At 73.8% G+C, this 12,346-nt stretch carries 11 protein-coding genes; 7 read left to right on the top strand and 4 right to left on the bottom strand.

The features are described from left to right. Positions 1-4: 4 nt before the first annotated feature. From K7396_RS11575 to K7396_RS11595, 5 genes are all read left to right on the top strand, one after another. Positions 5-943, top strand: a complete 939-nt coding sequence (locus K7396_RS11575; protein WP_086719746.1) for a coiled-coil domain-containing protein — start codon at positions 5-7, stop codon at positions 941-943. A 186-nt stretch (positions 944-1,129) separates the two neighbouring features. After that, positions 1,130-2,170, top strand: coding sequence for an ABC transporter ATP-binding protein (locus tag K7396_RS11580; RefSeq protein ID WP_086719750.1), 1,041 nt, complete (start codon positions 1,130-1,132; stop codon positions 2,168-2,170). Between the two features lie 3 nt (positions 2,171-2,173). Further along, positions 2,174-2,947: an ABC transporter permease gene (locus K7396_RS11585; protein WP_086719745.1), complete on the top strand. Its 774-nt coding sequence runs from the start codon at positions 2,174-2,176 to the stop codon at positions 2,945-2,947. A 198-nt stretch (positions 2,948-3,145) separates the two neighbouring features. Then, positions 3,146-4,405, top strand: coding sequence for an ABC transporter ATP-binding protein (locus tag K7396_RS11590; protein ID WP_086719744.1), 1,260 nt, complete (start codon positions 3,146-3,148; stop codon positions 4,403-4,405). Next, complete coding sequence (locus tag K7396_RS11595; protein ID WP_398686450.1) at positions 4,402-5,724, top strand: ABC transporter permease; 1,323 nt, start codon at positions 4,402-4,404, stop codon at positions 5,722-5,724. The genes K7396_RS11590 and K7396_RS11595 overlap by 4 nt, the downstream gene beginning before the upstream one ends. A 69-nt stretch (positions 5,725-5,793) precedes the next feature. Here K7396_RS11595 and K7396_RS11600 read toward each other — a convergent pair whose 3' ends face one another. Beyond that, entirely contained in the window at positions 5,794-6,141 is a 348-nt protein-coding gene (locus K7396_RS11600; protein WP_086718272.1) for an ATP/GTP-binding protein, read from the bottom strand. Between the two features lie 184 nt (positions 6,142-6,325). On the opposite strand from K7396_RS11600, the gene K7396_RS11605 reads away from it, so the two are divergent. After that, positions 6,326-7,375 carry an LLM class flavin-dependent oxidoreductase gene (locus K7396_RS11605; RefSeq protein WP_086718273.1) on the top strand — a complete coding sequence of 350 codons (1,050 nt, stop codon included), beginning with the start codon at positions 6,326-6,328 and terminating at the stop codon, positions 7,373-7,375. 171 nt (positions 7,376-7,546) lie between these two features. Here K7396_RS11605 and K7396_RS11610 read toward each other — a convergent pair whose 3' ends face one another. Then, positions 7,547-7,939 carry an SCO5389 family protein gene (locus tag K7396_RS11610; RefSeq protein ID WP_030080104.1) on the bottom strand — a complete coding sequence of 131 codons (393 nt, stop codon included), beginning with the start codon at positions 7,937-7,939 and terminating at the stop codon, positions 7,547-7,549. A gap of 249 nt (positions 7,940-8,188) precedes the next feature. On the opposite strand from K7396_RS11610, the gene nucS reads away from it, so the two are divergent. Then, positions 8,189-8,851: an endonuclease NucS gene (gene nucS, locus K7396_RS11615; RefSeq protein WP_107421184.1), complete on the top strand. Its 663-nt coding sequence runs from the start codon at positions 8,189-8,191 to the stop codon at positions 8,849-8,851. A gap of 85 nt (positions 8,852-8,936) precedes the next feature. Here nucS and K7396_RS11620 read toward each other — a convergent pair whose 3' ends face one another. After that, the gene (locus K7396_RS11620; protein ID WP_086718275.1) at positions 8,937-11,555 is read right to left on the bottom strand and encodes an ATP-binding protein; all 2,619 of its coding nucleotides are present in this window, start codon (positions 11,553-11,555) and stop codon (positions 8,937-8,939) included. Between the two features lie 328 nt (positions 11,556-11,883). Then, positions 11,884-12,207 (bottom strand): STAS domain-containing protein, encoded by a 324-nt coding sequence (locus tag K7396_RS11625; protein ID WP_086718276.1) that lies wholly within the window; start codon positions 12,205-12,207, stop codon positions 11,884-11,886. Between the last annotated feature and the right edge of the window lie 139 nt (positions 12,208-12,346).

A 12,346-nucleotide genomic window follows, 5' to 3' on the forward strand; every position in this document is an offset into this window, starting at 1 on the left:
CCCCATGAGCGACACTTCCTCCCCCTTCGGCTTCGAGCTCGTGCGGCGTGGGTACGACCGCGGTCAGGTGGACGACCGCATTACGAAGCTCGTCGCCGACCGCGACAGCGCGCTGGCCCGCATCACGTCGCTGGAAAAGCGGATCGAGGAGCTGCACCTCGAGACGCAGAACGCCCAGGCGCAGGTCAATGACGCCGAACCGTCCTACGCGGGCCTCGGAGCGCGTGTGGAGAAGATCCTCCGTCTCGCCGAGGAGGAGGCGAAGGATCTGCGCGAGGAGGCCCGCCGGGCCGCCGAGCAGCACCGCGAGCTGGCCGAGTCGGCCGCCCAGCAGGTCCGTAACGACGCCGAGCAGTTCGCCACCGACCGGAAGGCGAAGGCGGAGGACGAGGGCTCCCGGATCGTCGAGAAGGCCAAGGGCGAGGCGGCCGCGCTGCGTGCCGAGGCACAGAAGGACGCGCAGTCCAAGCGCGAGGAGGCGGACTCCCTCTTCGAGGAGACCCGGGCCAAGGCGGCGCAGGCCGCGGCCGACTTCGAGACCAACCTCGCCAAGCGCCGTGAGCAGTCCGAGCGCGACCTGGCCTCGCGTCAGGCCAAGGCCGAGAAGCGCCTCGCGGAGATCGAGCACCGCGCCGAGCAGCTCCGCCTGGAGGCCGAGAAGCTGCGTACGGACGCGGAGCGCCGGGCCCGCCAGACGGTGGAGACCGCGCAGCGTCAGGCCGAGGACATCGTGGCGGACGCCAACGCGAAGGCGGATCGTATCCGCAGCGAATCGGAGCGCGAGCTGGCGGCGCTGACCAACCGCCGCGACTCCATCAACGCCCAGCTGACCAACGTCCGCGAGATGCTGGCCACGCTGACCGGCGCGGCGGTGGCCGCGGCCGGCGCCCCGGGCGAGGACGAAACCGCCTCCCGCGGCGTCCCGGCCCAGCAGACCCGCTGACCCTCCCCCAGCTGCCGCTGGGAGGTACCCCCACCCCGGCCGACGCCGGCCGGGCGGGTTCCGCGACGGTCCCGCGCCCCCGTACCGCCTCTGTGGCGGCGCGGGGGTGCGGTGCGTACGGGGGGGGTCAGCCGGGCGGCCCCGCCCCGGTGGCAGGGGCCACGGAGCGCGCCTAGCGTGCTGTACATGATCGAGCTCGAGGGGCTGACCAAGCATTACGGCGACAAGGTCGCCGTGGACCACCTCACCTTCACGGTGCGGCCCGGCATCGTCACCGGCTTCCTCGGTCCCAACGGCGCCGGCAAGTCGACGACCATGCGGATGATGCTCGACCTGGACAATCCCACGTCGGGCACGGTCCGGATCGACGGCAAGCACTACCGGCAGCTGCGAGACCCGCTGACGTACATCGGGGCGCTGCTGGAGGCGAAGGCGGTGCACGGCGGCCGGAGCGCCGCCAACCATCTGCTGTGCCTGGCGCAGAGCAACGGCATTCCCCGCAGGCGGGTCGGCGAGGTGCTGGACACCGTGGGGCTGAACACCGTCGCCAGGAAGCGGACGAAGGGGTTCTCGCTCGGGATGAGCCAGCGGCTGGGCATCGCCGCGGCGCTGCTCGGCGACCCGCAGGTGCTGCTCTTCGACGAGCCGGTCAACGGCCTCGACCCCGAGGGCATCCACTGGATCCGCACCCTCATGCAGAACCTCGCGGCCCAGGGCCGGACGGTCTTCGTCTCCTCGCACCTGATGAGCGAGATGGCGGTGACCGCCGAGCACCTGATCGTGATCGGGCAGGGCCGGCTGATGGCGGACACCTCGATGAAGGAGTTCATCCGCCAGAACTCGCGGTCGTACGTACGGATGCGGTCCCCGGAGCAGGAGAAGCTGCTGGATCTGCTGCACGCCGAGGGCATCCAGGCGGTGGCGGCCGGCAACGGCTCGCTGGAGGTCGACGGGGTGCCCGCGGAGCGGCTGGGCGAACTGGCCGCCCGGCATCAGCTGGTGCTCCATGAGCTGAGCCCCCAGCAGGCATCCCTGGAGGAGGCGTTCATGCAGCTGACGGCGGAGTCGGTGGAGTACCACGCGCACGACGGCGAGCCGGTGCCGGCGCAGGCCGGAGGGCCGCCGGCGATGCAGCGCCCGGGACAACCGCAGGCGGCCGGGGCACGGCCGGGCGAGCCGCAGCCGACCGGCTGGGGTGCGGACTGGCAGAAGAAGAAGAGGAGCTGACGGATGGCGGCGGTCGGGCAGGTCATTCGGTCGGAGTGGACCAAGATCAGGTCGGTGCGGTCCACGGTGTGGACGCTGGGCATCGCCGTGGTGGTCACCATCGGGGTCGGCGTGCTGATCTGCAGCCTGACCAACAGCGACTTCAACTCGATGCCGGCCAGGGCCCGGCTGTCGTTCGACGCGACCAACATCAGTTTCGCCGGGATGGGGCTGGGCCAGCTGGCGATGATCGTCTTCGGTGTGCTGGTGGTGTCGAACGAGTACAGCACCGGCATGATCCGCGCCTCCCTGGCGGCCGTACCGCAGCGCGGCACCTTTCTGTTCTGCAAGCTGCTGGTGGCCACCGCGCTGGTCTTCGTCGTCGGCCTGGCGACCAGCTTCGTGACGTTCTTCGCCGGTCAGACGGTGCTGGGCGATCTGCGGGCGTACATCGGCGATCCGGGCGTGCTGCGCGCGGTGATCGGCGGCGGGCTCTACATGACGCTGATCGCGCTGTTCTCGATGGGCGTGGCCACGATGCTGCGCAGTCCGATGCTGTCGCTCGGCATCCTGATGCCGTTCTTCTTCCTCATCTCCAACATCCTGGGCAATGTCCCGGCGACCCAGAAGGTCGGGCGCTTCCTGCCGGACCAGGCGGGTTCGAAGATCATGCAGGTGGTGACGCCCGCCAACAGCGATGTGCCGTACGGCCCGTGGGGCGGACTGGCCATCATGATCGCCTGGACGGCGGCGGCGCTCATCGGCGGGTACGTGGTCCTCAAGCGGCGGGACGCCTGACCGGCGCGACGCCTGGCGGGCCGGGCGCGGTCCCGGCCGCTTCCGGGGCAGCGCGCCCTGGGGGACGGCGGCACCGCAGCCCCGTGGAGCGCCCGGTGCGGAGGCGATTGACGGGAACCGTCAACCGCCGGATAGCCTCCTAACCCTCACGGGGGCACGAGGGCGCCTCTGCCCCGACCATCTCGCGAGGGGCGGAGAATGATCGAGGCAGTCGGCCTGACGAAGCGCTACGGCGCCAAGACGGCCGTGCACAACCTGTCGTTCCAGGTGCGGCCGGGCACGGTGACCGGCTTCCTGGGGCCCAACGGCTCCGGCAAGTCGACCACGATGCGCATGATCCTGGGCCTGGACGCACCGACCTCGGGACGGGCCACCATCGCCGGCCGCCCCTTCCGCAGCCTCCCCAACGCCTCGCGCCAGGTGGGCGCGCTGCTGGACGCCAAGGCCGTGCACGGCGGGCGCAGCGCGCGCCAGCATCTGCTCTCCCTCGCCCAGTTGTCCGGCATCCCGGCCCGCCGGGTCGACGAGGTGCTCGGGGTGGTCGGTCTGCAGGACGTCGCGGGGCGGCGGTCCAAGGGCTTCTCGCTCGGCATGGGCCAGCGGCTGGGTATCGCCGCGGCGCTGCTCGGCGACCCGCAGGTGCTGCTCTTCGACGAGCCGGTCAACGGCCTCGACCCCGAAGGCATCCTGTGGGTGCGCAATCTGATGAAGCAGCTGGCGTCCGAGGGCCGGACGGTCTTCGTCTCCTCGCATCTGATGAGCGAAATGGCGCTGACCGCCGAGCACCTGATCGTGATCGGCCGCGGCCAGCTGATGGCGGACATGCCGGTGAAGGACTTCATCTCGGCCAACTCCGCCGATTTCGCCCGGGTGCGGACCCCCGACACCGAGCCGGAGCAGCGCGAGAAGCTGACCGCCGCGCTCGGTGAGGCCGGCGGGCAGGTCACGCCCGAGCCGGACGGCGCGCTGCGGGTGACCGGCCTGCCGCTCCCCCGGATCAGCGACCTCGCGCATCGCGCCGAGGTCCGGCTGTGGGAGCTGTCGCCGCACCAGGCGTCGCTGGAGGAGGCGTACATGCGGATGACGCAGGGCGCCGTGGACTACCGCTCGACCAGCGACCCGCGGGGCGGCCTGCCGGGCGCCCCCGCCGGGTACGCCCCGCAGGGGGCGGGCGGCCCGGGGTTCCCGGCCGGTCACCCCGGCCAGGTTCCGGCCGGGGTCCCCCAGGGGCAGCCGAACCCCTACGCCCAGCAGGACCCGTACGCCCAGCAGCCGCCCGGGGCCGCTCCGGGGCCGGGCTACCCGCCGCCCGCGCAGGCCCAGGGTCACCCGTACGGGGCACCCGCGTCCTACGGTGCGCCTCACCCGTACGGGCAACAGCCCGCCGCGCCGATGCCGCCCGCGGCGCCCGCCGCCCCCGCCGACCAGCCCATGCCGCACCACGAGGAAGCCCGATGACCAGCCCTCAGCAGCCGCAGCCCCAGCCGCAGCCTGAGCGCGGACCCCACGACACCGGCGCGCAGGAGCAGCCGGTGCCGGCCGCGCCGCCGATGCCGTCCACCGCCCCGCCGGCCCAGCAGGGCACCCCGCCCCAGGCGCCGCCCGCCGCCCCGGAACAGCCGGCGCAGCAGTCGCCGGCGCAGCAGCCCGCGCCCGCCAAGGAGGCCGGCACGATGATGCTGCAGGCCCAGCAGGCACCGCAGCCGCTCGCGGCACACGGCCCCGGCAAGGACCCGGGCACCATGACGCTGCAGGCCCAGCAGGCTCCGGGGCAGCCCGCACCCGCGCCCGCCAAGGAGCCGGGCACGATGATGCTCCAGCCCCAGCAGGCACCCCAGCCGCTCGCGGCACACGGCCCCGGCAAGGACGCCGGCACGATGATGCTCCAGGCGCAGCAGCCCCCGGCCCAGGCCCCGCAGCCGGCCCAGGCCCAGGCCCCCGCCCCGCAGCCGCCCGTCCCCCCGCACCCCCAGCAGCCCTACGCCGGCGGTCCGGGCGGCTATGTCTCGCCCATCCCCGTGCGCCCCACCCACCTCGGCCACGCCCTGGCCTCCGAGTGGACGAAGATCCGCTCGGTGCGCTCGACGATCTGGACGCTGGGCGTGATGCTGCTGCTGATCGTCGGCATCGGGCTGCTGGCCTCGCTCGCGGCGGGCTCCGACCGCGAGATGGACCCGCTGCTCGGCGTCGGCTTCGTCGGCGTCCTGCTCGGCAGCCTGTGCGTGATCACCCTGGGGGTGCTGTCGATCTCGTCCGAGTACGGCACCGGCATGATCCGTACGACGCTGACCGCGAGCCCCAGCCGTGTGCGGCTGCTGACCGCGAAGGCGCTCGTCTTCTTCACCCTCGCGCTGGTGCTCACGACGGTCGCCACCACCGTGGTCGCCCTGCTCGACAGCGCGATGCTCAACGGCCCCGCGCCGACCACGGACCAGTGGCTGCGCGCCACGCTCGGCGCCGGGCTGTACGTCGCGCTGCTCGGTCTGCTGGCGCTGTCCGTCGGCGCGCTGCTGCGGCACTCGGCGGGCGCCATCAGCACGATGATGGGCGTGGTGCTGCTGCCGATGCTGCTGGCGCTGTTCCTGCAGGGCGAGAGCCTCAAGGACATCCAGCGGGCCCTGATCGAGTACTCGGTCCCCAGCGCCCTCGCGGCGCTGTACGACATCCCCTTCCTGCCCACCGGCCCGTCCGGCTGGACCCCCGTGGGGATCCTCGCCGGCGTGACCGCGGTGGCGCTGGGCGGCGCCTACGCCGCGATGCTGCAGCGCGACGTCTGACGCCGCGCCCACAGCTCCCCGCAGAGCCCGTCCCGCCGCCCCGTCCGGGGTGCCGGGGCGGGCTCTGTTTCAGTACCGGGGCGCGTTCCGGGACCGCTGGAGCCGTGCGCCGCGGCGGTCGCGCGCCTTCCAGCAGGCCTTGTGCCAGTGCCGGCGGTCGTCGACGTCGCCGTGCCGCGGCCAGGCGACGACATGCGGCATCCCGGGCGGAATCTCCTGGTCACAGCCGGGACAGCGGTAGTGCTTGGCCGCGCCGCCGCCCCCGACGGGCCGTACGACCCACTCCTCGCCGCGCCACTCCTCCGTCGTCTCCCAGCCGCCGCCGAGGGGGGACGACCCCGAGCTGCCGTAGCGGTCACCGCCCGGGCGGTCGATGGGCTTCGCACCGCCGTGCTGGCGGTTTCGGCGCGGGGACACAGAACACCTCGGATAGGTACGGAGTCACGGACTGTCACCAGCGTACGCGGCGCGGTCAGGGGTGGACGCCGCTCGGCAGGATTCTGCGATCATCAGGAAATTTCGCGTCAGGCCGTGCCCTTGGCACGTGTCAGACGTTGTTGCCAGTTGGGGAGTCGCGTCGGCTGCGAGGAGGCAGAGAGCGATGCGCGTTGGGGCTTTCATCCTGGCCGCTCAATTCCCCGGCCAGGGACAGGGGGAAGCACTGCACCGCGCGGTGCGCTCCGCGGAGGTTGCGGAGGAGGCCGGACTCGACGACGTCTGGCTGGCGGAACACCACTTCGTACCCTACGGCGTCTGCCCGAACGCGGCGACGCTGGCCGGGCTGCTGCTGGGACGGACCCGCAGGATCGGTGTCGGCACGGCGGTCAGCGTGCTGCCCACCCAGCATCCGGTGGCACTCGGTGAGCAGGCGGCGCTGCTGCACCTCACCTCCGAGGGCCGGTTCACGCTCGGCGTCGGCCGGGGCGGCCCCTGGGTCGATCTGGAGGTGTTCGGTTCCGGACTCGACGCGTACGACCACGGCTTCCCGGAATCGCTCGATCTGCTGATGCGCTGGCTGCGGGAGCCCCGGGTCGGCGCGCAGGGCGAGCGCTATACGTTCCGGGAGGTGGCGGTCGTACCGCGTCCGGCGGAGGCGCTCCTCCACCCCGACGATCCGGGGGCCTCTCCCCCGGGCCCGCCGGTGGTGGTCGCCTGCACCTCCCCCGCGTCGGTGCGCACGGCCGCCGCGCGCGGGCTGCCGATGCTGCTGGGCATGCACTGCGGCGACGAGGAGAAGGCGGAGATGGTCGCGCTGTGGCGGTCGGCCGCGCGGGAGGCCGGGCTGGACGGCGACGAGGTGGCCGCGGCCGCGCACGTCTCGGCCGGCGTGGTGCAGATCGCGGACGACCGCGAGGCCGCGCGGGAGACGCTGACGAAGGCGATGCCCGGCTGGCTGCGGCAGGGGCTGGGCGCCCATGTGACGGTCGACGGCCGCTACCGCGCGATGCGCGATCCGCTGGCGTACACGGAGTTGCTGTGCGCTCTGCATCCGGTCGGCACGCCGCGACTCTGCGCGGACCGGCTGGCGGCGACCTCGGAGCGCACGGGCATCACGCGCTTCGCCCTGCTCGTCGAGGGCTCCGGCGACCTCGCGGCGACGGAGGAGAACGTCCGCCGGCTGGGCACCGAGGTCCTGCCGCAGGTGGGGTGAGCGGGCCCGGTACGGCGGACGGCGGGCGGGGACCGTGGACCTGGGACGGTGTCGGCGACGCGAGCGGGCGGCGCCGTACCGGGGAGGGGCCGTCGTCCGGTGAGTGGTGCTGCCGCTGGCGCACCGGCACGGTGCGTGTCACCACCGTGTGCGCAGCGGCAGCAACGTCGTTCAGCAGTCGCGGAGTTCGGGCGACTGGTTCAGCAGCTGGCCCCGTATGGAAGTGAAGCGGGCCAGTCGGTCGTCCACCACCGGGTCGAGCGGGAAAACCGCGACACGGTGGCAGTTCTGAAAGGCGAGCCGCACACCGAAGTGGCGCTCCAGCGAACCACGGATGGCGTCACTCGCCAGCGCGCGCAGCAGCTGGCCGCGCGCCTGCTCGTCCGGCGGCGGCGTCTGATTGTCGGCGAACTCTCCGCCGTCCACCTTCAGCTGGGCCACCAGAGAGCTGATCATCCCCCATGCATAGGGCAGGGAGGTCCGGACGCAGTCGACAAATGCGGCTTCGTCGACCTCGCCTCGCTCGGCCTGTTCGAGGAGGGCCGGTGAGACGTCGAGCGACATGAGGTTCTCCTCTCGCGGCCCCGCCGGGACGGACGGGGCCTAGGGACGGGACTAGGGGCTTTGCGACGGAGCGTGTTCGCCTCACAACCCCCCGCTGCAACGGTATGCCGCGCAAGAGGCCCGCACCAGGAGATTGCACATACAACCGGCCATTGGCGAGCGCCGGGGGTGCGGGGATTTCCCCCGTAAAGGTCCGGTGATCCAGGGCGAATCGCGTGGGGGGCCTCCGGTCGAGTAGCGTTTCGCCCCATGCGTCTCGTCATCGCCCGCTGCTCCGTGGACTACGCGGGCCGGCTCACCGCCCATCTCCCCTCGGCCCCTCGCCTCATCCTGGTGAAAGCGGACGGCTCCGTCTCCGTGCACGCGGACGACCGGGCCTACAAACCCCTCAACTGGATGTCGCCGCCCTGCACTCTCAAGGAGGGCGACGGGGACGTGTGGACGGTGGAGAACAAGGGGGGCGAGAAGCTCATCATCACCCTGGAGGAGGTCATGCACGACTCCTCGCACGAGCTGGGCGTCGACCCGGGTCTCATCAAGGACGGGGTGGAGGCGCACCTCCAGGAGCTGCTCGCGGACCGGATCGAAACTTTGGGCGAGGGATACTCGCTGATTCGGCGTGAATACCCCACTGCCATCGGCCCGGTGGATATCTTGTGCCGGGACGCCGACAACCAGACCGTCGCCGTGGAGATCAAGCGGCGTGGCGAGATCGACGGTGTCGAGCAGCTGACCCGCTATCTCGAACTCCTCAACCGCGACCCGCACTTGGCCCCGGTGAAGGGCATCTTCGCGGCGCAGGAGATCAAGCCGCAGGCGCGCGTCCTGGCCACCGACCGCGGAATCGGCTGCGTCGTCCTGGACTACGACGCCCTGCGCGGCATCGAGGACGACAAGCTCCGGCTGTTCTGACCCGGTGCGGCCCGATGGCCGCACGCACAGAGCGCGGGGGCCCGGTACACACGTACCGGGCCCCCGCGCTCTGCGCTGCGGACCGTCAGCCGGCCGGGGCGCTCTGTGTGGTGGAGGGCGCACCGTCCGACGGTGAGCCGCCGGACGGGGTCGTGCCGCTGCCGCCGGAGGGCGTGGTGCCGCTGCCGCCGGAGGAACTGCCGGAGGGGTTGGCGGCCGACTGCGACGGGCTCTGGGTCGTCGGCTTGCCCGTGCTGGGGTCACTGGTGGGCGTCGGATCCGGCGACGGGTCGGTCGGGCGGTCCGTCGGCGTCGGGTCCGTCGGCTCGTCCGTCGGGGGACGCGTATGGGTCGGCCGGCCGGTGGGCGTGGTGGGCCGCCCGGTCGGTTCGGTCGGGCCGGTCGTCGGGTCCGTGGGCCCGGTGCTGGGGTCGCTGGGCGAGCCGCTGCCGGCGGAGCCGCTGGGCGACGCGGACGGGCTCGGGGACCCGGCGGGGGTGCCGGGCCGGGTGGTGCCCGGGCCTGCGGCCGGCAGGCTGGCGCCGGGCGCCGGCTGCTCGGCCGGCAGCTCACTGCTGCCGCCGCCGTCGTCGTCGGTGGTCTGTTCCGTGCTGACCTTGTCGTCGTGGGGGTGTTCGCCGCCCGTGGCGCCGAGGGTGACGACGGTGCCCAGGACGGCCGCCAGCAGCGCACCGGCGCCCGCGGCCACGGCGTTGCGGCGCGCCCCGCCGAACACCCGCCGGGCGCCGCCCTTGCCGGCCGCGGTGCCGCCGGCGGCCGCGACCGGGACGGCGGTGGTGGCGGCGGTCGCCGCGGCGCCCCGGGCGACGATCGTGGCGGCGGCCTCCTCGGCGCGGGCCGCCCGCAGCGCGGCGGTCGAGGCGGTGTCGCAGGGTGTGCCGGCCGGTCCCTTCGAGGTCTCCGGTTTCCGGGCGCCGCCCGCCGCCTGCGGGAGGACCGTGGTGGCCGCCGCGGCGGCGTCGGCCCGCGAACGGTCGGTGACCAGCGCCAGCGCACGCCGTCCGGCCACCGCGCCGTTGCGGTCGGAGAGCACCCCGCGCAGCCCGATGGACGCCTCCAGCTCGGCGCGCGCCCGGTCGAGGCTGCCGGTGCACAGCGCCAGCACGCCCAGTTCGTGGTGGAAGTAGGCCTCTTCGGCGACCTCCCCGGCCAGCCGCGCGGCCTCCTGGCCGTACCGCAGGCTGCGCTCCCACGCGTTCCAGTGCAGGGCCGCGGCGAACGCCGGGGCGGCCGTACGGGCGAGCAGGACGGCCGCGCTGGCGTGCCCGCTCTCCCGGCTGCTGGTCAGCACGCCCATGGCGGCCAGCGCCACATCGGACTCGGCGGCGGCCCGCTCGGGGGTGACCGAGGGGTGGCCGGCCCACCAGGCGTAGTGCTGGGCGGCGGTGTGCGCGCGGGCGGCGGCGCCCTCGGCGTAGCCGGCCGCCTCCAGCTGGTCCTGGACGGTGGCGGCGAGCCGGTAGTGGCCGGCGACCGGGGTGATCAGGCCGCAGGCCAGCAGCTCGCCGAGGGCGGCGTCGGCGTGGGTGTCCTGGGTGAGGGCCGGCAGGTGTGCCTGGTGGGGCAGTTCGCCGCCGAGCGCGACGGCGAAGCGCAGCGTCTCCTGGGCGGCGTCGCCGAGCCGCGAGGCGAGCAGCGGGGCGGGTGCGGCGGCCTCGCCGAGGGACGGCAGCGGCACCTCGGCCGGCTCGCCGGGCTCCGCGGGCTCCTCGGTGGTGCCGGCGGCGGCCTTGCCCTCCTCGGGGAAGAGGCCGTAGCCGTCGTCGAGGGCGCCCGGTCCGGCCTGCAGCCGGTCGCGCTGCCGCAGCAGGGCGGCGGCCTGGACGAACCGCAGCGGCAGCCCCTCCGACTCGAACCAGAGGTCGGCGGCCCAGGCCTCCTCGTCGTCGGTGAGCGGCCGGTCCACGGCGCGCTCCAGCAGCCGGGCGCAGGCGGCGCGGCCGAGGCCGCCGAGGAAGACCTCTTCGAGGTGGGAGCCGGGGCTGGGAGCGGCGACGTCGGGGGTGGCGGCGATCAGGAAGGCGCACTCGGGGGTCGCGTCGAGCAGTTCGTCGAGCGCGGCGCCGCCGAACTCCAGGTCGTCCAGGACGACGATGGCGCCGATCTCGGCGACCATCCGCAGCAGTTCGGGCCGGTCGGGGCGGTGCTGCGGGGCCCGGTGGACGGCGGTGAACAGCGCGTGCAGCAGGTCGGCCGTGGTGCGGTGGTAGCCGGAGAGCCGGATGACGCCGTCGGGGGCGAGATCGGCGCAGGCGGTGGCGACGGCGTCCAGCAGCCGGGTGCGGCCCGAGCCGGAGGGGCCGGTGACGCGGACGGAGCGGCCGCGGGAGAGCAGCCGGACCAGGCGTTCGGTGTCCTCGGTGCGCTCTTCGAGCACGGCCTGCTGCCCGGTGGATCCGGGCGGGCCCGGGGGAACCGGGGGCGCGGCGGCGCGGGCGGCCGCGGCGCGTTCCTGCGGGTCGAGCCTGCCGGGGGCCTCGGGGCGCTCGCCGGGCGGGCAGGGTTCTATTTCGCTGCCGTCGACGGGGTTGACGGTGACGAGGTAGGGGCCCGAGACGAGCCGGACGACGCGGGCGAGGCCGCCGGAGCCGCTGCGCGTACCGCCCGGGGCGGGGGCCGGCGGCTCGGCGGGGCCGCCCTGCTCGCCGTACTCCTCAGGCCCCCGGTGGCTGTTCGGGTCCATGCTGCAAGCTCCCAGATCTGGCGTGCCGACTGCGCTTCCGGCCGTCCGCACTCCCCCGGCTCCGGCAGGTCGTCCTCAGCCGTCGCGTCTGGTCCGGTGCCCGCCGCGGATGATGGCATACGGGCGGGAACCGAACCTTAGACCCGGAGAGCGGGCAGGTGTACCGCCGGGGGGTGGCTCTGACCGGAACTTCCTGGATTGGTCGGTATCACGCGGTTTACGACATTTCCGTGGCCCGGCTCTTCGGTTTTCGTCATGTTTCGGGCGCGATCCTGATCGCGCCGCAGGACGCCCCCGCCCCGGGCGGCGGGACGCGGGGCGGCCCGCCTCACACCCGGGGGAGCGACTCCGCCTCGATGCCGCCCTCGATGGCGAGGATGCGGTGCAGGCGGGTGGCGACGAGCAGGCGCTGCATCTGGGGCGGCACGCCCCGGAGCACCAGCCTGCGGCCCACCCGGCCGGCGCGGCGGTGCGCGCCCATGATCACGCCGAGGCCGGTGGCGTCCCAGGAATCCAGCTCGGTCAGGTCCAGCACGAGATCGCCCCGACCGGAGTCGACGGCGGCATGCAGGGCCGTACGGGCGTCCGCCGCGCTGCGGACGTCGAGGCGGCCCCCGACGACCAGCTCGGCGTGGTCGCCCCTGATGTGCATATGCGCTCCCCGATGTCATGGGTGGTGACGCCTGGACGTCTACAGAACTGACTGCCTCTCATGCGGCGAAGTTGCCGCCTGTAAGCGAACCGATACCGAATTCACCCGTGGGGGTGACTCCATCGGTCCGATGGGGCTG

Origin of the sequence: Streptomyces angustmyceticus, assembly GCF_019933235.1 — a bacterium.
GTDB classification, from domain to species: domain Bacteria; phylum Actinomycetota; class Actinomycetes; order Streptomycetales; family Streptomycetaceae; genus Streptomyces; species Streptomyces angustmyceticus.